Raw genomic sequence first — 19201 nt, 5'->3', positions numbered from 1 at the left:
GCACGACACGGGCCAAGGGCAAAGGCGGGTGGTCGGGCAAATCCCCTAAGCCCTTAAATAATTTAAATTTTTTTGAGAAAGGTGTTGACGACATTCAGGCTCGCCTATAAGATTCGCCGCACTTGTCGGGCACAGCCTAGCACTGGGTGGCGAAGTCGGGCAGAATGAGTGATTTGACAGTTACCTGTTAAGGTCTCGTTCGGTTAGGCTTCAAGCTTAAGCGCCCGTAGCTCAGCTGGATAGAGCATCCGCCTTCTAAGCGGATGGTCGCAGGTTCGAGTCCTGCCGGGTGCGCCATTAGGCAGCTTTGGCAACAAGTGGTTGTAATGCAATATGGTGGGCGTAGCTCAGTTGGTAGAGCGCTGGATTGTGATTCCAGTTGTCGTGGGTTCGATTCCCATCGTCCACCCCATATTCTTCAAAGGCGCCGCGATAGCATCTGGCGCCTTTGTTTTAAGCGTTACGCGGACGTGGTGAAATTGGTAGACACACTGGATTTAGGTTCCAGCGGCGCAAGCTGTAAGAGTTCGAGTCTCTTCGTCCGCACCATGCTTCTGTAAGGTTGTACCGCAAGACCGCTATATGGTGGGCGTAGCTCAGTTGGTAGAGCGCTGGATTGTGATTCCAGTTGTCGTGGGTTCGATTCCCATCGTCCACCCCATATTCTTCGAAGGCGCCTTGGTCGTGAGACCGGGCGCCTTTGTTGTTTCTGGGGTGTGTGCCTTGATGGTTTTGGTGGCTGTGTTATCAAGTGTCCGCGCGGCGCTCGGTCTCGCAGGCGCTACAAGGCTCAGGCCATGAGCTTCGCAGCCATTAAACTCAATCTCCCCCTTGCAATCCTCTGGTAGCACCCCAATAAAAGCTGTTAGATTTCAGCCGGTTGAAGCACCGGCCCAGCTGGCCGGCAGAGGAACAACCCGATGATCGCAAAAGAAGCCCGTCAGGCACTGGCGCTGCAGCGTTTTGCCGAGGCCAATCCGCAACTGCTCGAAGAGATCCGCGAGCTGGATGCGCGTGAGCAGGCCCAGCAGATCGAGTGGGCCTTCGAAGATGCAGCCGAGGAGCAGGGCATTCAGCCTTGGGAGCTGGCCCTGCAACTGATCGCCGAAACCCCTGAGCAACTGCAGGCCATGCGCCTGGAGACACACCGCGAGGTGGCTGAAGCGCTGGGGATGGAATGGGAAGAGTACTGCCAGTTCAACGAGATCGAACCTGAATAAAGGAAGCGAATTCGTCGCGGCAGTTGTTTGACAAGGTATTTCGGCTGTGGGGCGCCCAAGGCGCCGTGCAACCCTTTTTGAAACAGGCCCCGCGGCATGCCGTACGGGCCTTGAAAGCTAATCGACCGGCGTGGCTTCCCATCGTCCCGGGTGGGGTGACTTCTGCTGCGCGACTCACTAGAATGCTTGCCCTTGATTCTGGAGTCGGGCTAACGCCGGCTAACGTCTGTGCAACGAGGAATATCCATGCAAGTTTCTGTTGAAAACACTTCCGCTCTCGAGCGCCGCATGACCATCGCCGTTCCGGCCGAGCGCGTCGAGAACGAAGTCAACAAGCGTCTGCAACAGACTGCCAAGCGCGCCAAGGTTGCAGGCTTCCGCCCAGGCAAGGTGCCGATGAGCGTGATCCGTCAGCGCTTCGAGGCCGATGCCCGTCAAGAGGCTTTCGGTGATCTGGTCCAGGCTTCCTTCTACGAGGCCATCGTCGAGCAGAAGCTGAACCCGGCTGGTGCCCCTGCGGTAGAGCCGAAGTCCTTCGAGAAGGGCAAGGACCTGGAATTCGTCGCCATCTTCGAAGTGTTCCCTGAGTTCACCGTTGCCGGCCTCGAGTCGATCAGCGTCGAGCGCCTGAGCGCCGAAGTGGCTGAAGCCGACCTGGACAACATGCTGGAAGTGCTGCGCAAGCAGAACACCCGTTTCGAGGCCGTCGAGCGCGCTGCGCAGAAAGACGACCAGGTCAACATCGACTTCGTCGGCAAGGTCGACGGTGAAGTGTTCGCCGGCGGTTCGGCCAAGGGTACCCAGCTGGTGCTGGGCTCCGGCCGCATGATCCCGGGCTTCGAAGACGGCCTGGTTGGCGCCAAGGCGGGTGAAGAGCGCGTTGTCAACGTGACCTTCCCCGAGGACTACCAGAACCTGGACCTGGCCGGCAAGGCCGCCGAGTTCACCATCACCGTCAACAGCGTTGCTGCCCCGGTGCTGCCAGAACTGAACGAGGAATTCTTCGCCCAGTTCGGCATCAAGGAAACCACCCTGGAAGGCTTCCGCGCCGAAGTTCGCAAGAACATGGAGCGTGAACTGCGCCAGGCCATCAAGGCCAAGGTGAAGAACCAGGTCATGGACGGTCTGCTGGCCGCCAACCCGATCGAAGTACCGAAAGCGCTGCTGGAAAACGAAGTCAACCGTCTGCGCGTGCAGGCTGTTCAGCAGTTCGGTGGCAACATCAAGCCTGAGCAACTGCCGGCCGAGCTGTTCGAAGAGCAAGCCAAGCGTCGCGTGGTCCTGGGCCTGATCGTCGCCGAAGTGGTCAAGCAGTTCGAACTGAAGCCGGATGAAGGCAAGGTTCGCGAAATGATCGAGGAAATGGCCTCGGCCTACCAGGAGCCTGAGCAGGTCATCGCCTGGTACTACAAGAACGACCAGCAACTGAACGAAGTCCGTTCGGTTGTGCTGGAAGAGCAAGTTGTAGATACTGTTCTGCAGAAAGCGACTGTGACCGACAAGTCGGTCTCGTACGAAGATGCCGTTAAGCCAGCACAGGCTCCTGCCGCCGCTGAGTAACAGGCTTCTCTCGTAGGAAACCCCCACAAGCCAGCCTTCGAGCTGGCTTGTGCGTATTCAAGCCATGACTATTTGGGAGTGAGCGCAGGACATGTCCCGCAATTCTTATATTCAGCAGAGCTCTGACATCCAGGCCGCAGGCGGCCTGGTCCCGATGGTTATCGAGCAGTCCGCCCGTGGCGAACGCGCTTACGACATCTACTCGCGCCTGTTGAAGGAGCGTGTGATCTTCCTGGTTGGCCCGGTAGAGGACTACATGGCCAACCTCGTCGTGGCGCAACTGCTGTTCCTGGAAGCAGAAAACCCGGACAAGGATATCCATCTGTACATCAACTCGCCGGGCGGTTCCGTTACCGCCGGCATGTCGATCTACGACACCATGCAGTTCATCAAGCCGGACGTCTCGACCATCTGCATCGGCCAGGCCTGCAGCATGGGTGCCTTCCTGCTGGCCGCAGGTGCCAAGGGCAAGCGCCACTGCCTGCCGAATTCGCGCGTGATGATCCACCAGCCGCTGGGCGGCTTCCAGGGTCAGGCCACCGATATCGAGATCCACGCCCAGGAGATCCTCAATATCAAGGCCCGTCTGAACGAGCTGCTGGCCTATCACACCGGCCAGGACCTCGAAACCATCAAGCGTGACACCGAGCGTGACAACTTCATGAGCGCCTCGCGCGCGGCCGAGTACGGCCTGATCGACTCGGTCTACGACAAGCGGCAACTGGCCTCCTGAACCGGGGTGCCAGAGCAGGTGGGTGCGGAAAGCGCCTACCTGCGGACTTGAAAAAGCCCGCAATTGCCTTCATCTTGTGTTGCAAGCCTACCGGATTGGATCGATCGAATGACTGACACCCGTAACGGCGAGGACAGCGGCAAATTGCTCTATTGCTCCTTCTGCGGCAAAAGCCAGCACGAAGTGCGCAAATTGATTGCCGGGCCCTCGGTATTTATCTGCGACGAGTGCGTCGACCTGTGCAATGACATCATCCGTGAGGAGGTGCAGGAAGCCCAGGCCGAAAGCAGCGCGCACAAATTACCATCGCCGAAAGAAATCAGCGGCATCCTGGACCAGTACGTAATTGGTCAGGAGCGCGCGAAAAAGGTGCTGGCCGTAGCGGTATACAACCACTACAAGCGCCTGAACCAGCGTGACAAGAAGGGTGACGAAGTCGAACTCGGCAAAAGCAACATCCTGCTCATCGGGCCGACCGGCTCGGGCAAGACCCTGCTCGCCGAAACCCTTGCACGTCTGTTGAACGTACCGTTCACCATTGCTGACGCCACCACCCTGACCGAAGCCGGTTACGTGGGTGAGGACGTCGAGAACATCATCCAGAAGCTGTTGCAGAAGTGCGACTACGACGTGGAAAAGGCCCAGATGGGCATCGTCTACATCGACGAGATCGACAAGATCTCGCGCAAGTCGGACAACCCGTCCATCACCCGTGACGTTTCGGGCGAGGGCGTGCAGCAGGCACTGCTGAAGCTGATCGAAGGCACCGTAGCCTCGGTACCGCCGCAGGGCGGCCGCAAGCACCCGCAACAGGAATTCCTGCAGGTTGATACCCGCAACATCCTGTTCATCTGCGGTGGCGCCTTCTCGGGCCTGGAAAAGGTCATCCAGAACCGCTCCACCAAGGGTGGCATCGGTTTTGGCGCCGAAGTACGCAGCAAGGAAGAAGGCAAGAAGGTTGGCGAGTCCCTGCGTGAGGTCGAGCCGGACGATCTGGTCAAGTTTGGCCTGATCCCGGAATTCGTCGGTCGTCTGCCGGTACTGGCAACCCTCGACGAGCTGGATGAGGCTGCGCTGATGCAGATCCTCACCGAGCCGAAGAACGCCCTGACCAAGCAGTATGCCAAGCTGTTCGAGATGGAAAGCGTCGACCTCGAGTTCCGCAGCGATGCGCTCAAGGCCGTTGCGCGCAAGGCCCTGGAGCGCAAGACCGGCGCCCGTGGCCTGCGTTCGATCCTCGAAGGCGTGCTGCTCGACACCATGTACGAGATTCCTTCGAAGAAGGATGTCAGCAAGGTGGTGATCGACGAGAGCGTCATCGAGGGTACTTCGCAGCCGCTGATGATCTACGAAAACAGCGAGCCGCAAGCCAAGGCTGCGCCGGACGCCTGATCCAGGCGATGGCCGCTGACGGTTGCGAGCAAGAAGGGGGCCTACGGGCCCCTTTCTGCTTTTCCTGAGCTAGCGCTTGTAATTTCCCAGGCATGCCCCCACATTAGCTCCAAGCATCATTTCCACCGGTTTCCGGCCACAAGGCCGCTGTAGAGGCGAAATCATGAAGACCACCCTCGACTTGCCTCTTTTGCCATTGCGCGATGTCGTTGTTTACCCGCACATGGTCATCCCGCTGTTCGTGGGGCGCGAAAAGTCCATCGAAGCCCTTGAGGCGGCGATGACGGGCGAAAAGCAGATCCTCCTGCTGGCCCAGAAAAACCCGGCCGACGATGACCCGGGCGAAGACGCGCTGTATCGCGTCGGTACGGTCGCCACCGTGCTGCAGCTGTTGAAACTGCCCGATGGCACCGTCAAGGTGCTGGTCGAGGGCGAGCAGCGTGGCGCCGTAGAGCGCTTCAGCGAAGCAGAAGGGCACATCCGTGCCGAGGTTTCCCTGATCGACGAAGCCGATGCCGCCGAGCGTGAATCGGAAGTCTTCGTGCGCACCCTGCTGTCGCAGTTCGAGCAGTACGTGCAATTGGGCAAGAAAGTCCCTGCCGAGGTGCTGTCGTCGCTGAACAGCATCGAAGAGCCTGGGCGCCTGGTCGACACCATGGCCGCGCACATGGCTTTGAAGATCGAGCAGAAGCAGGAAATTCTCGAAATCGTCGACCTGCCGACCCGTGTCGAGCATGTGCTGGCGCTGCTGGATGCCGAAATCGATCTGTTGCAGGTTGAGAAACGCATTCGCGGTCGGGTCAAGAAGCAGATGGAGCGCAGCCAGCGCGAGTACTACCTGAATGAGCAGATGAAAGCCATTCAAAAAGAGCTCGGCGATGGCGACGAAGGCCACAACGAAGTCGAAGAGCTGAAAAAGCGCATCGAAGCCGCTGGCCTGCCCAAGGATGCCCTGGCCAAGGCCCAGGCCGAGCTGAACAAGCTCAAGCAGATGTCGCCGATGTCGGCCGAGGCCACCGTGGTCCGCTCCTACCTCGACTGGCTGGTGCAGGTGCCGTGGAAGGCCCAGAGCAAAGTGCGCCTGGACCTGGCCAAGGCCGAGGAAATCCTCGATGCCGACCACTATGGGCTGGAAGAGGTCAAGGACCGCATTCTCGAATATCTTGCCGTGCAGAAGCGCGTCAAGAAGATCCGTGGCCCGGTACTGTGCCTGGTCGGCCCGCCTGGCGTCGGCAAGACCTCGCTGGCCGAGTCGATCGCTGCGGCCACCAACCGCAAGTTCGTGCGCATGGCCCTGGGTGGCGTGCGTGACGAGGCCGAGATCCGCGGTCACCGCCGGACCTACATCGGTTCCATGCCTGGTCGCCTGATCCAGAAGATGACCAAGGTGGGTGTACGCAACCCGCTGTTCCTGCTGGACGAAATCGACAAGATGGGCAGCGACATGCGTGGCGATCCGGCCTCGGCACTGCTCGAAGTGCTTGACCCCGAGCAAAACCACAATTTCAACGATCATTATCTGGAGGTCGACTACGACCTGTCGGACGTGATGTTCCTGTGCACCTCGAACTCGATGAACATTCCGCCGGCGCTGCTCGACCGGATGGAAGTCATCCGCCTGCCGGGCTACACCGAGGACGAGAAGATCAACATTGCGGTCAAGTACCTGGTGCCCAAGCAGGTCAAGGCCAACGGCCTGAAAAAGGAAGAGCTGGAGGTCGACGTTTCGGCGATTCGCGACATCATCCGCTACTACACTCGCGAAGCGGGTGTGCGTGGGCTGGAGCGGCAAATTGCCAAGGTCTGCCGCAAGGTGGTCAAGGAACATGCCGGGCAGAAGCAGGTCAAGGTCAAGGTCGCCAGCGAGCAGCTGGAGCACCTGCTGGGCGTGCGCAAGTTCCGCTATGGCCTGGCCGAGCAGCAGGACCAGATCGGCCAGGTCACCGGCCTGGCCTGGACCCAGGTCGGTGGCGAGCTGCTGACCATCGAAGCCGTGGTCATCCCTGGCAAGGGCCAGTTGATCAAGACCGGTTCGCTGGGCGATGTCATGGTCGAATCGATCACCGCCGCACAGACCGTGGTGCGCAGCCGCGCCCGCAGCCTGGGGATCGCCGCCGACTTCCACGAGAAGCACGACGTGCACATCCACATGCCTGAAGGCGCCACGCCGAAAGACGGCCCGAGCGCTGGTATCGGCATGTGCACGGCGTTGGTCTCGGCGCTGACGCAGATTCCGGTTCGGGCCGACGTGGCCATGACCGGCGAAATCACCCTGCGTGGCCAGGTGTTGGCGATTGGCGGTTTGAAGGAAAAACTGCTGGCGGCACACCGTGGCGGTATCAAGACGGTGATCATTCCCGAGGAGAATGTTCGCGATCTGAAGGAGATTCCGGAAAATATCAAACAGGATCTACAGATCAAACCGGTCAAATGGATTGACGAAGTCCTGCAAATTGCGCTGCAATACGCCCCGGAGCCCTTGCCAGATGTGGCTCCGGAGATTGTCGCGAAAGATGAAAAGCGCGACGGCGATGCTAAGGAAAGAATCAGCACGCACTAGTAGTTTCTGGCTGGGGGGCGTTCCTTGACAGTTTTTTCGGGGCCTTGCTATAAAGCGGCACGCTAGTGTCATCAGGCCACCCAGCGCACGTTTCATAAGCTTTTCATTACATACTTAGAAACAAACTCAATTGAGAAATAAGGGGACTTAGAGTGAACAAGTCGGAACTGATTGACGCTATCGCCGCATCTGCTGACATCCCGAAAGCTGTAGCCGGCCGTGCGCTGGACGCAGTCATCGAATCCGTCACCGGCGCCCTGAAGCAAGGTGACGATGTGGTACTGGTTGGCTTCGGTACCTTCTCGGTCAAGGAGCGCGCTGAGCGCACCGGCCGCAACCCGCAAACCGGTAAGGCAATCAAGATCGCAGCCGCCAAGGTTCCAGGTTTCAAGGCTGGCAAAGGCCTGAAAGACGCCGTCAACTAAGTCGTCTCTTCAGCCGGACCCGGCCTGGCCAGGTCCGAGCACGCTGACGGCGGGGGCGCAAACGTTCCCGCCTGACACGTTTGCTAAGAAAAGGCGCATCCTCGGATGCGCCTTTCTTTTATCAGGTTTCTACCCACGCTCCGCGGTTGTCGACGCAGTGGTACAGCCGTTTCTGGGGGACGCATGCTGCAAAATATCAGGGACAATTCACAAGGTTGGATTGCCAAGACCATCATCGGCCTTATTGTCGTTTTGATGGCGTTGACCGGCTTCGAAGCCATTTTCCAGGCCGCTACTCATAGCCAGGACGCCGCCAAGGTGAATGGCCAGACCATCAGCCAGAACGAGTTGAGCCAGGCGGCCGACATGCAGCGCCGCCAGCTGATGCAACAGTTGGGCAAGGATTTCGACCCGGCGTTGCTGGATGACAAGTTGCTGCGTGAAGAGGCACTCAAAGGCCTGATCAGCCGCAAGCTGCTGTTGCAAGGCGCCGAAGACGCCAAGTTCGCCTTCTCCGAGGCTGCGCTGGACCAGGTCATCCTGCAGACACCGGAATTCCAGGTGGACGGCAAGTTCAGCGCCGACCGCTTCGACCAGGTCATCCGCCAGATGGGCTACGGCCGCATGCAGTTCCGCGACATGCTGGCCGAGGAAATGCTCATTGGCCAGTTGCGCACCGGCCTGGCCGGTAGCAGCTTCGTCACTGACCAGCAGGTCGATGCCTTTGCCCGCCTCGAGAAGCAGACCCGTGACTTCGCCTCCCTGACCTTCAAGGCCGACCCGGCTGCGGTCAAGGTCAGCGATGAAGAAGTCAAGGCGCACTACGACCAGCACGCCAAGGAGTTCATGTCGCCTGACCAGGTTGTGATCGACTACGTCGAGCTGAAGAAGTCGGCGTTCTTCGACCAGGTCAAGGTGAGCGACGAAGAGCTCAAGGCCCAGTACGAGAAGGAAATCGCCAACCTCGCCGAGCAGCGTCACGCTGCGCACATCCTGATCGAGGTCAACGACAAGGTCACCGACGCCCAGGCCAAGGCCCGTGCCGAAGAGATCGCGCAGCGCCTGGCCAAGGGTGAGGACTTTGCCGCACTGGCCAAGGAGTTATCGCAGGACCCTGGTTCGGCCGGTAGCGGTGGTGACCTTGGTTTCGCCGGCCCAGGTGTTTATGACCCGGCGTTCGAGGATGCCCTGTACAAACTGCAGGATGGGCAGGTGTCCGCGCCGGTGCGTACCCAGTTCGGCTATCACCTGATCAAGCTGCTGGGCGTGCAGGCGCCGGAAGTACCGAGCTTTGCCAGCCTCAAGGACAAGCTGACCCGGGACCTGAAGATTCCCCTGGTCGAGCAGCGTTACGTCGATGCCAGCAAGCAGTTGCAGGATGCTGCCTACGAGGCCTCCGACCTGGCCCAGCCGGCCCAGGACCTGAACCTGAAGGTGCATACGTCTGCAGCCTTCGGTCGTGAGGGCGGCGAAGGCATCACTGCCAACCGTTCGGTGGTGCAGGCTGCGTTCTCTGAAGAAGTGCTGGATGAGGGTGCCAACAGCACTGCCATCGAACTCGACCCGGAGACCACCGTGGTGCTGCGCGTCAAGGAGCACCGCAAGCCGGCGCAACTGCCGCTGGACGCGGTGGCCAACAACATTCGAGAACACCTGGCCAAAGAGAAGGCCACTGCCGAGCTCAAGGCCAAGGCCGACAAGCTGATTGCCGGCCTGCGTGACGGTTCCGTCAGCGCTGCTGGCGTGCACGAAGGGCAGGGCTGGAAGGCTTACGAGGCGGTCACCCGCGGCGCGGACGGCATTGACCCGGCCGAGCTGCAAGCGCTGTTCCGCCTGGCCAAGCCGCAATCCAAGGACAAGCCGGTGTATGGCAGCGTGGTGCTGCGTGACGGTAGCCTGGTAGTACTGCAGCTCAAAGGCGTCAACGAAGGCGCTACCGCTACCGATGAAGAGAAGCAGCAGATTCGCCGCTACCTCGCGTCGCGTGCTGGCCAGCAGGACTTTGCGGCCTACCGCAAGCAACTGGAAGCCAAAGCCGACATCACCCGCTACTAAGGTGATGGACGCATGAACGGACAGGCCGCCTAGTGCGGCCTGTTCTATCTGTGCCGCCTGTTCCGGCCTAGCGCTTCACCCCTTCATGATTATCCAGCGTATCCCGCGCAATCTCTCGCCCCAGGGCAATCAGCTCAGGCGCCTTGTAGAACTCGAAAAACCGGCATACCCGCTTGGGCACGTTGATCAGCACATCCGGTGGATAGCCCGCGATCTTGTACTGCGCCAACGACGTCTGCATCACCTCGAAACTCTGGTTGATCAGGTCCAGCAGCGAAGCGGGCCCCACGTTGTCGATGATGAACGAGCCGGTCGCCGACTTGGGCGCGCCCTCGCGTTCTGGCGCCGCTGCCGGCTGCTGGGCTTCCGGGGCGGCGGCATCGGCCAGCCACGGGTTTGGCGGTGCAAGCCCTTCGGCGATGATTTCCTGTTCGATGCGGATCAACTCTTCTGCCGGCTTGCGCCGGAACGGCAGGCGTGACCCCAGCGAGCTGAGCAACGCATCGAAACGCATCTTGAATGCGGCGGGGCGTTCGATCACCGGCAACTGGTACTGCTTCTGGTTGGTGGCGTTGAGGTTGACGGCAATGATCAGGTCGCAGTGGCTGGACACCACCGGTACGATCGGCAACGGGTTGAGGATGCCGCCGTCGACCAGCATGCGGTTGCCTTGCATCACCGGCGTGAACAGGCTGGGGATGGCCGCCGAGGCGCGCATGGCCTGGTGCAGGCAACCTTCCTGGAACCAGATCTCCTGCTGGTTGGTAAGGTCGGCTGCAACCGCCGTGTAAGGGATGCGCAATTGCTCGATGTTGATCTCGCCGACAATCTTGCGAATCTGCCCGAACACCTTGTCGCCGCGAATCGCGCCGAGACGAAAGCTGACATCGACCAGGCGCAGCACATCCAGGTAGTCGAGGCTCTCGATCCAGTTGCGGTACTCTCCCAGCTTGCCCGCGGCGTAGATCCCCCCGATCACGGCGCCCATCGAGCAGCCGGCAATACAGGCAATGTCGTAGCCGCGTCGCTCGATTTCCTCGATCACCCCGATGTGTGCATACCCTCGGGCTCCACCCGATCCCAGTACCAGTGCCACGCGTTTGCTCATGAATGTTCCCCGGCCAGTGCAACCCTGGTTCTACAATGCACCCATCGCTGCCTGTGCTTCAATGTAGACCGCGCTGAGCTACTGTAATAAAACTGGCAAGACAAAGCTGTCCGGGAGCGGCACTTTTGAGCATCCGGAGCGTCGAACGGCCACTGTTTTTTCCCATTGAGGTCATAACTGATGAAAGCCTGGATCTGCCTTCCACTGATTGCCTTGGCCCTTGCTGGCTGTGCGGGCAAGACGGCCTATCGTGAGAGCTGCGCAACCCAGTTGGATGCTGCCTGGAAAGAGCTGGACCTGGCCAAGGCCGAAGGCTTTGCCGGTGCCGTGAGCTATTCCAAGGCCCTGTCGCTGTTGACCGGGGCCAAGACCCAGCAGCAATTCGAAGGCTATGAAAGCTGTACCCGCAAAGCCGAGAAGGCGCGCTTCTACATCCGTGAGTCCCGCGCCGGGCGCTGATCAGGGAGCATCGTTGAATGCCTGCCATGCTCGACCATGTAGTGGCCCAGATACTGACCTTGCAGGTGCGTCTGCTGGCCTGCCGCGAACGCCTGGCTGCCGACACCGACAGCGAGGCCCTGCACGACCTGCGCACCACGCTGCGGCGCCTGCGCAGCCTGCTGCGGCCATTGCGCGGGTTGCCCGGGGTCGAGCAGCTGGAGGATGCCGCCAGGGCGCTGGGGGCACTGACGACGCCGCTGCGTGACCGCGAAGTACTGGCGGCCGAACTGATCGGACGTGGTTTTGCCGAGGCCGGGCAACGTCGTGTGGAAGGGCGCGACAGGACATTCGCCAGTGTCGCTGACAGCCCGCAATTGGCGCGGGTGCTGGCGATTGTCGACGCGTTTCCGCTGTTCCTGCGTGCGGCCGGTCGCGAAGGCCTGACCAAAGCGCTGGAGAAGCGTATCGACAAACGCCTGGTCAAACAGTGGCGCAAACTGCGCCAGGCGCTGCAGGACCCGGCCCACGATCGCCACCGCCTGCGCTTGCTGATCAAGCGCGCGCGCTACGGCGACGAGGCCTACCCCCAGCTCGACCATGCGGGCAACGCACTGCGGCGCCTGCTGAAGCAGGCCCAGGGCGACCTGGGTGACTGGCATGATCGTCTGCAATGGCTATTGCAGGCGCGCGAGCAGGCCGATCTGGCGCCTTGCAAGGCAGCCTGGGAGCAGGAGCTGCATGAGGCAGAGCACCAGTCGGATGTGACCCTGGGTGCCCTGCAGCGGGCGTTGGTGCGGCGAAAGCCCGAAAAATGACCGATATGCGGGCTGATCGCCAATGGCTTGCTGGCTAGGATGGGCAGACCTTTCGCGGCATGCAGGAGCCAGCCTATGAACTTCAACCAATTGCTCGACGCCGTGCGGGCCAGCCCCGATGCAGTCAGCATCCCGCCGAGCTGGGCTCAGGGGCGCGCCGTGTTCGGCGGGCTGATGGCGGCGCTGGTGTATGAGACCATGCGCCGGAAAATCACCGATGGTCGCCCTGTGCGGTCACTGGCTATCAGTTTTGTCGCACCGGCGGCAGCGGATGTGCCAATCCGCTTCGAGGCAGAGGTGCTGCGCGAAGGCAAGGCGGTCAGTACCTTGCTCGGGCGTGCCGTTCAGGATGGCCAGGTGGTGACCCTGGTGCAGGGCAATTTCGGTACGGGACGGCCGTCTGTGGTCGATGTGCCGGCGTTGCCGGCGATGGACATGAAAGCGCTCGACGATTCGGCCCCCGAGTTGCCGCATATCAAAGGCATTACCCCTGAGTTCATGCAGCACGTGGCTTTGCGCTGGGCGGTCGGCGGGCTTCCGTTCAGTGGCAACCCGTCGCGCCATATGGGCGGCTGGGTGCGTTTGCGTGGGTTGGCTGAAGTGCCGCTCAGCGAGGCGCACCTGCTGGCGTTGGTCGATGCCTGGCCGCCAAGCCTGATGCCGTTCCTCAAGAAGCCCGCTGCGGGCAGCACCCTGACCTGGACCATTGAATTCGTCCAGCCCGCCCCGCAGTTGTCGAGCCTCGACTGGTGTCGTTATCGCGTGGAAACCGAATATGCGCGCGATGGTTACGGGCATGCCGCCGCGGCACTGTGGACGGCCCAAGGCGAGTTGCTGGCGTTGAGCCGCCAGACTGTGACGGTTTTCGCCTAGCCAGACTCGACCGTCGCAGGGCAGCGGCCTCGCACGGGATCATTGGCGATGTTTATGTCGCTCGCGCCAGGCCTTCCACCAGGCGCCGCTGAGCACGAAGCGCGGAAAGGTGATGAACTGCTCGGTGAGCAGGCGCTGTACGGCGTCCTTGCGGTCCGCGAACGGCTCTGGCTGTTCCGCCTCCAGCCGATGGCCCTGGCGTTGCAGGCCCAGGCCGGCGATCAAGGCAATGATGCCGACGGCAAGCTGGCCGAGGTCCAGGCTGAGCAGCCCGGACAGGACCAGCAACGCGCCAAGGATGAATAACGGCACGGCGATCAGGTGCAGCACCAGGTTGGTCGGGTGGCGGTGGTTCTGATGGTAGCCGCGCCATTGCCAGGCGGGCAGGTTGGGCAGACGTTTGCTCATGGGCATTTCCTCTCGCTGTGCCCAAAGCTTAGTGCGGCCCCCGAACGGGGGCCAATCGAGGCTGGCTATGGTGACTATAGCTTGAGCTGGCCAATAGCCTTGTTCAGTTCGCCGGCCAGCGTCGCCAGTTCGCTGCTGGTGGTGGCCGAGCCGACAGTCTGCTGTACGGTCTGCTCGGTGACATCGCGGATGCTCACCACCGCACGGTTCATTTCTTCTGCCACCTGGCTTTGCTGCTCGGCGGCCACGGCGATCTGCGTGTTGCTTTCGCGCATCTGTGCCACGGCCCCGGTAATCTCGGCCAGTGCTTCACCGGCCTCTCGCGCCTGCCTGACACAATCGTCGGCCTTGTACGAGCTTTCCTGCATGAATTCCACTGCATCGCGAGTGCCTGACTGCAGGGCCGAGACCATGGTGGTGATTTCGTCGGTGGAGGTTTGCACGCGCTTGGCCAGGTTGCGCACTTCATCGGCCACCACGGCAAACCCGCGTCCAAGGTCGCCGGCGCGCGCGGCTTCGATGGCGGCGTTCAGTGCCAGCAGGTTGGTTTGCTCGGCGATGCTGTGGATCACGTTGACCACGCCATTGATCTTCTGGCTGTCTTCAGCGAGCTGGCGAATCATCTCCGCAGTCTGTTGCACGCCGCTGGACAGCCCGGAAATCGAATCTTGCACCCGGCTGACCACCTCCTGACCGCTACCGGCCAGGCTGTCAGCCGTTTGTGACAGGTCGCGGGTGGCGCCGGCATGCTGGGCAATGTGGTGCACAGTCGCCGACATTTCGTTGATGGCAGTAGCCGCCTGGTCGGTCTCGCTCTGCTGGCCAAGCATGCCGTGGCGGACGTCGCTCATGCTCGCCGCCAGGCGCGCGGCACCGGAATCCAGTTGAGCGGCGGTGTGGGCGACGGTGCTGACCACCCGGTGGTAAGTGGCCTGCATGGCATTGAAGGCCCCGGCCATCTGGCCGACCTCGTCGCCACAAGCCAGTGGCACGCGGGCCGCCAGATCGCCGGTTTTTTCCACGTGCAGCATCACGTCCTTGAGGGTGTTGAGCTGGCTGAGCAGGAAGCGGATCAGCAGTTGCGAGGCACCCAGCATGGCCAGCATGAGAATCAGCACGCACACGGCGTAGTTGCCGAAACGGTCGAAGAACACCTGACGCAGGCTTGGCGACCGGGCCAGCACCGCCAACTGTTGAGTGCCGCTGCGCAGCACCTGCGCGCCGCGCAACGGGTTGTCGCCGAGGAGCCAGGCGCTTGGCAGCTCGACCCAGCCCAGAGCATTGCGCAGGCCATCGAGGGGCTCGCCGGCGAAGCTGGGCGTTTGCCCTGCCGGCCAGCTGATGACGTTGGCCGCGCGCGGCAGCGGCTGACCCGCTGGCCAGGCAGCCAGCAATTGCGCTTGTGCGGCGGCCTGGGCCTGCGCTGCTTCGGCACGGGCGCGCTGCTCGAGGTGCACGGCATAGAGCACCAGCAGCAAGGTCGTGACAAAGGCCACCGCGTTGACGGCCCAGAACTTGTACTTCAGGGAAACATTGCTAAGCCAGGCACCCATGGGCAGGTCTTCTCTGAGTTGAGCGAAAACAATATTGGCAAGGTGCCATCATTGTGCCTGCGTCAGCCTGACCTGGTGTTGATGTGCATCAAAAAAAATCCGAGGCCCTCATTGCGTCAGCTCTGGATCTGGAAAAAAGCTCGCGCGGTCGCCGTGGTATGCGCGGCCGTCTGCTCGGTCGACTCCCCGCGATGCAAGGCGACCTCGCGCAGCACCTCTGGCAGGAATGCCGGCTCGTTGCGCCCGTTCTTGGGTTTGGGTCGCAGGCTTCGCGGCAGCAGGTAAGGTGCATCGCTCTCCAGCATCAACCGCCCCTCGGCAATGTTGCCCACCAGCCCATGCAGGTGGGTGCCGCGGCGCTCGTCGCAGATCCAGCCGGTAATGCCGATATGCAGGTCCATGTCCAGGTAGGCGAACAGCGCATCACGCTCGCCGGTGAAGCAGTGCACCACCGCGCCGGTCAGGTGGTCACGGTAGCCCTTGAGGATGGCCAGCAAACGGTCGCTGGCATCGCGCTCATGCAGGAACACTGGCAGGTGCAGCTCGGCAGCCAGTGCCAGTTGAGCTTCCAGGGCTTTTTCCTGTTGCGGGCGAGGGGAGAAGTCGCGGTTGAAATCCAAGCCACATTCGCCCACCGCGCGCACACGCGGCTCAGCCAGCAATTGGCGCAACCGGTGCTCGCTGGCGGCATCCCAGGCCTTGGCATCGTGCGGGTGCACACCCGCCGTGGCGAACAGGTGGGCAGCGCTCGGATCCAGCTGCTGGCACAGTTCCAGCGCCTGCTCGCTGACTGCCAGGCTGGTGCCGGTGAGTATCATCTGTGTAACGCCGGCTTCGAGGGCGCGCTCGACGACAGCTGCCTGCTGGTCGTGGAAACTGCTGTTGGTCAGGTTGACGCCGATATCGATCAGTTGCATGGTGCTACCTCGTGCCGCGGGGCGGCCAGCATAGCAAAAACCATGTTTTTGCGAAAAAAACCAAGAACTTCATGCTGTTGCCATGGTCTTTTGCCGTCTTTCTCACTTGGCGGCGCTTCCCATGGTGTCGCCACCGACCACGGACATTCTGCATGCCGCGATGCTGGCTCATCCTACTGCTGACGCTTGGTCTGGCCTTGACCGGGCCGGCACATGCGCGCCTGCCGGGACCGCAGCAGAGCACGCCACCTGCCAAGGTGCGTGACCTGCAACAGATTCGCAGCAGCCAGGTGCTGCGGGTGCTGGTCAACCAGAGCCGCAACAGCTCGGGTGAGGTCAAGGGCGAGCCGGTCGGCATCGAATACTATCGCCTGCGCGCGCTGGAGCATTACCTCAATGCCCGCGCCGCTGACGGCCAGGAGATCCAGCTGAAATTGATTCCGCGCGCCAAGGAACAACTGCTGGGCGCCCTGGCGCGTGGCGAGGGCGACCTGGCCGTACCGGGCGAGCTGCTCGACCCTGGCACGGTTCGTAGCGTCAGCAGCAGCGCGCCGGTGCTCGACCAGGTGCCGTTGGTGCTGGTCGGGCGCAAGGGTGAACGCAGCTTCAGCCACGTCGAGCAGTTGTCCGGGCGCACCGTGGCGCTGACCAGCGCCAGCGCCGCCGGCCCGCTGATCCAGCAGCTGAACCAGCAGTTGGCACTGCGTAAACGTGCGCCGATCAAGGTGGAATGGGTCGACTCGACCCTGGCAGTGGAGGACGTGCTGGAGATGGTCCAGGCCGGCATCTATCACCTGACCGTGATCGAGCAGCCGATTGCCCGGCGCTGGGCCCGGGTGATGCCGCGCCTGCGCCTGGACAGTCGTGTACAGCTGGGGACGCCGCAAGCCGTGCGCTGGTATGTAGGCCGCGATGCGCCACAGTTGCTGGCAACGGTCGACCGCTTTTTACAGGGCTATCGAGCGCCGGACAACCAGGATGCCGCGTTCGAGCGCATCTACCGCCGCCAGTACCGGGTGCACAACCCGCTGGCCAGCAAGGACCGCCAGCGCCTCAACGCGCTACGGCCGGTGCTGCAGAAACACGCTGAGGCACAGCAGATCGACTGGCTTAACCTGGCCGCGCTGGCTTTCAAGGAATCGACGCTCAACCCGACGGCTCGCGGCACCGGCGGCGCCCATGGCCTGATGCAGATCACGCCTTCGGCAGCGCAGCGCGTGGGGGTGAGCAACACTGCCACGGTGGATGGCAATGTCCAGGCCAGCGCCCGTTATCTGGCGCTGATCCGGCGCAAGTTCTTTGCCAGCGCGAAGATCAACGAGCGTGAACGCATGGCGTTCGTGCTGGCAGCCTACAACCTCGGCCCCGAACGGGTCCAGGCCATGCGCGCCGAAGCGCGGCGGCGTGGGCTGAACGGCAACCAGTGGTTTTTCCAAGCCGAACGCATTGCCATGGAGCAGGTGGGCATGGGGCCGGTCAACTTCGTCAACAGCGTGAACAAGTACTTTCTGGCCTTCAACCGGGAGCGTGCTCGGCTGGAGCCTGTGGTGAAGCGCTAGAGTATCGATTTTATCGATTGTTATGTTGGGTTTTTTGCGGTTTTCATATCCGTATAACTGATTATGATGGCGCCATCTCAACACAACTTCCCTTTCAAGGACGCTTCGACATGAACCACACCATCCTCAACGCGCTGGTCTCCACCCGTGCCGGCGCTGGCCTCAGCGTCATCCGTATCCTGGTCGGCATCATCTTCATGGCGCACGGCGCGCAGAAACTGTTCGGTCTGTTTGGCGGCTATGGCCTGGAGGGCACCGGCCAGTGGATGGAAAGCATCGGGCTGGCTCCGGGTTACCTGATGGCCTTGCTGTCCGGTAGCGCCGAGTTCTTCGGCGGTCTGGCCCTGCTGGTCGGCCTGCTGGCGCGCCCGGCGGCCCTGGCGTTGACCGTGACCCTGGTGGTGGCGATCTTCTCGGTGCATATCGGTAACGGCCTGTTCATGTCCAACAACGGCTATGAGTTTGCCTTGGCGTTGCTGGCCGGTACCGTCGCGGTGCTGATCGAAGGCGCAGGGCGGTTCTCGCTGGACCGCCTGATCGCCCGGTAACCTGCCGCGAGTTGCCAGCCGCAAGCCGCAAGCAAGAGCAGCCCGGGATCGATCTGCTTGTGCCTGCGGCTTGCAACTTGCTGCTGCTCGCTCTAGCATACCGCCTGCGCCGATTTAAACAGCTACTTGCGGGGCGCGGGACAGCCCCCTCCGGGTCATCCGAAATACCGCTAAAGCGCTGGTTCGGTGACGCCTCCCACCGCTGCCCAGCGGGATTCGCGAGGCGGAGAGAAGCTCCATGAGTTGCCCACGTACCAGTGTCTGTTTGAGCCCTTTGCCAGCCAGCCAGGCGTCCCGCACCCCGCGCATCCTGCTCGGCGGCCAGCATCAGCCCACTCTTTTGCGTCACCTCGAAGGCCTGTCCCGGCGCAAGGGGCAGGCGCGTGCCTTCCTGATCCAGTTCGCCGATACCGGTTGCCACCTCGCGCAGTATGGCGCTGACCGTTTCGACTTGGCCGTGATCCAGGCCCCGGTGCCGGAAGAGGCCGCCGAAGTCATCGGTCATCTCACCCGCATCGCGCGCCAAGGCCTGATTACCCGCCGCTGAGGAGTGTGCTGTTGAGTACCAACATCATCACCACGGAAGGCCATGAGGCGCTGAAGAAAGAGCTGGATCACCTGTGGCGGGTGTACCGCCCGGAGATCACCCAGAAAGTTGCCTGGGCGGCGTCGCTGGGCGACCGTAGTGAGAACGCGGACTACCAGTACAACAAGAAGCTGTTGCGCGAGATCGACCGCCGGGTGCGCTACCTGCGCAAGCGCCTTGAAGATGTGAAGGTGGTGGCCTACTCGCCACAGCAGGAAGGCAAGGTGTTTTTCGGTGCCTGGGTGGAAATCGAGAACGACGAGGGCGAGGTCATGAAGTTTCGCATCGTCGGCTACGACGAGATCTACGGGCGCAACGACTACATCTCGATCGATTCGCCCATGGCCCGTGCCCTGCTGAAAAAGCAGGAGGGTGACGAGGTGGTGGTACAGACCCCTGCTGGGGAAGCCACCTGGTATGTGAACAGCATCAGCTACGGCCAGTAATT

The 19201-nt window shown here is 61.7% G+C and carries 18 protein-coding genes and 4 tRNA genes; 18 read left to right on the top strand and 4 right to left on the bottom strand.

Annotation, left to right across the window (positions count from 1 at the left end):
* Nucleotides 1–220: 220 nt before the first annotated feature.
* From ACVWZT_RS25020 to ACVWZT_RS24970, 11 genes are all read left to right on the top strand, one after another.
* A tRNA-Arg gene (locus ACVWZT_RS25020) sits at nucleotides 221–297 on the top strand.
* 39 nt (nucleotides 298–336) lie between these two features.
* A tRNA-His gene (locus ACVWZT_RS25015) sits at nucleotides 337–412 on the top strand.
* 52 nt (nucleotides 413–464) lie between these two features.
* Nucleotides 465–549, top strand: a tRNA-Leu gene (locus tag ACVWZT_RS25010).
* Nucleotides 550–585: 36 nt separating this feature from the next.
* Nucleotides 586–661: transfer RNA gene (locus ACVWZT_RS25005), tRNA-His, on the top strand.
* Nucleotides 662–920: 259 nt separating this feature from the next.
* Nucleotides 921–1220: a DUF6388 family protein gene (locus tag ACVWZT_RS25000; RefSeq protein ID WP_274297956.1), complete on the top strand. Its 300-nt coding sequence runs from the start codon at nucleotides 921–923 to the stop codon at nucleotides 1218–1220.
* A gap of 246 nt (nucleotides 1221–1466) precedes the next feature.
* Complete coding sequence (tig, locus tag ACVWZT_RS24995; RefSeq protein ID WP_296234886.1) at nucleotides 1467–2780, top strand: trigger factor; 1314 nt, start codon at nucleotides 1467–1469, stop codon at nucleotides 2778–2780.
* 91 nt (nucleotides 2781–2871) lie between these two features.
* A complete protein-coding gene (clpP, locus tag ACVWZT_RS24990; protein WP_003259400.1) occupies nucleotides 2872–3513 on the top strand; it encodes an ATP-dependent Clp endopeptidase proteolytic subunit ClpP in 642 nt (213 codons plus the stop codon).
* Between the two features lie 108 nt (nucleotides 3514–3621).
* Nucleotides 3622–4905, top strand: a complete 1284-nt coding sequence (gene clpX, locus ACVWZT_RS24985) for an ATP-dependent Clp protease ATP-binding subunit ClpX (RefSeq protein ID WP_003250242.1) — start codon at nucleotides 3622–3624, stop codon at nucleotides 4903–4905.
* Between the two features lie 163 nt (nucleotides 4906–5068).
* Nucleotides 5069–7465, top strand: a complete 2397-nt coding sequence (gene lon, locus ACVWZT_RS24980) for an endopeptidase La (protein ID WP_457471970.1) — start codon at nucleotides 5069–5071, stop codon at nucleotides 7463–7465.
* 152 nt (nucleotides 7466–7617) lie between these two features.
* Nucleotides 7618–7890, top strand: coding sequence for a nucleoid-associated protein HU-beta (gene hupB, locus ACVWZT_RS24975; RefSeq protein WP_011533117.1), 273 nt, complete (start codon nucleotides 7618–7620; stop codon nucleotides 7888–7890).
* A 183-nt stretch (nucleotides 7891–8073) separates the two neighbouring features.
* On the top strand, nucleotides 8074–9945 hold the full coding sequence (locus ACVWZT_RS24970) for a SurA N-terminal domain-containing protein (protein WP_457471968.1): 1872 nt from the start codon (nucleotides 8074–8076) through the stop codon (nucleotides 9943–9945).
* Nucleotides 9946–10012: 67 nt separating this feature from the next.
* Here ACVWZT_RS24970 and ACVWZT_RS24965 read toward each other — a convergent pair whose 3' ends face one another.
* The gene (locus tag ACVWZT_RS24965) at nucleotides 10013–11053 is read right to left on the bottom strand and encodes a patatin-like phospholipase family protein (protein ID WP_296234897.1); all 1041 of its coding nucleotides are present in this window, start codon (nucleotides 11051–11053) and stop codon (nucleotides 10013–10015) included.
* A 180-nt stretch (nucleotides 11054–11233) separates the two neighbouring features.
* Here ACVWZT_RS24965 and ACVWZT_RS24960 point away from each other — a divergent pair, with 180 nt between their 5' ends.
* The 3 genes from ACVWZT_RS24960 to ACVWZT_RS24950 all read left to right on the top strand — a co-directional run bounded on the left by ACVWZT_RS24960 (nucleotide 11234) and on the right by ACVWZT_RS24950 (nucleotide 13182).
* Nucleotides 11234–11512, top strand: a complete 279-nt coding sequence (locus tag ACVWZT_RS24960; protein ID WP_003259403.1) for a hypothetical protein — start codon at nucleotides 11234–11236, stop codon at nucleotides 11510–11512.
* Nucleotides 11513–11529: 17 nt separating this feature from the next.
* Complete coding sequence (locus tag ACVWZT_RS24955) at nucleotides 11530–12309, top strand: CHAD domain-containing protein (protein WP_457471967.1); 780 nt, start codon at nucleotides 11530–11532, stop codon at nucleotides 12307–12309.
* 75 nt (nucleotides 12310–12384) lie between these two features.
* Nucleotides 12385–13182: an acyl-CoA thioesterase gene (locus ACVWZT_RS24950; RefSeq protein ID WP_457471966.1), complete on the top strand. Its 798-nt coding sequence runs from the start codon at nucleotides 12385–12387 to the stop codon at nucleotides 13180–13182.
* Nucleotides 13183–13221: 39 nt separating this feature from the next.
* Here ACVWZT_RS24950 and ACVWZT_RS24945 read toward each other — a convergent pair whose 3' ends face one another.
* The 3 genes from ACVWZT_RS24945 to ACVWZT_RS24935 all read right to left on the bottom strand — a co-directional run bounded on the left by ACVWZT_RS24945 (nucleotide 13222) and on the right by ACVWZT_RS24935 (nucleotide 16060).
* Nucleotides 13222–13590 (bottom strand): Mpo1-like protein, encoded by a 369-nt coding sequence (locus ACVWZT_RS24945; protein ID WP_457471964.1) that lies wholly within the window; start codon nucleotides 13588–13590, stop codon nucleotides 13222–13224.
* Nucleotides 13591–13664: 74 nt separating this feature from the next.
* Nucleotides 13665–15143 carry a methyl-accepting chemotaxis protein gene (locus ACVWZT_RS24940; RefSeq protein ID WP_457471963.1) on the bottom strand — a complete coding sequence of 493 codons (1479 nt, stop codon included), beginning with the start codon at nucleotides 15141–15143 and terminating at the stop codon, nucleotides 13665–13667.
* A 116-nt stretch (nucleotides 15144–15259) separates the two neighbouring features.
* A complete protein-coding gene (locus tag ACVWZT_RS24935; protein ID WP_296234902.1) occupies nucleotides 15260–16060 on the bottom strand; it encodes a TatD family hydrolase in 801 nt (266 codons plus the stop codon).
* A gap of 152 nt (nucleotides 16061–16212) precedes the next feature.
* Between ACVWZT_RS24935 and ACVWZT_RS24930 the strand changes: the two genes are divergently transcribed.
* From ACVWZT_RS24930 to greB, 4 genes are all read left to right on the top strand, one after another.
* A complete protein-coding gene (locus ACVWZT_RS24930) occupies nucleotides 16213–17619 on the top strand; it encodes a transglycosylase SLT domain-containing protein (protein ID WP_457471961.1) in 1407 nt (468 codons plus the stop codon).
* 110 nt (nucleotides 17620–17729) lie between these two features.
* The gene (locus ACVWZT_RS24925; protein ID WP_457471960.1) at nucleotides 17730–18167 is read left to right on the top strand and encodes a DoxX family protein; all 438 of its coding nucleotides are present in this window, start codon (nucleotides 17730–17732) and stop codon (nucleotides 18165–18167) included.
* 238 nt (nucleotides 18168–18405) lie between these two features.
* Nucleotides 18406–18714 (top strand): hypothetical protein, encoded by a 309-nt coding sequence (locus tag ACVWZT_RS24920; RefSeq protein WP_296234906.1) that lies wholly within the window; start codon nucleotides 18406–18408, stop codon nucleotides 18712–18714.
* Nucleotides 18715–18725: 11 nt separating this feature from the next.
* Complete coding sequence (gene greB, locus ACVWZT_RS24915; protein WP_457471958.1) at nucleotides 18726–19199, top strand: transcription elongation factor GreB; 474 nt, start codon at nucleotides 18726–18728, stop codon at nucleotides 19197–19199.
* The last annotated feature ends 2 nt before the right edge of the window (nucleotides 19200–19201 follow it).

The organism is Pseudomonas sp. TE21394, from assembly GCF_054057835.1.
This window is presented reverse-complemented; position numbering and strand designations above follow the sequence as displayed.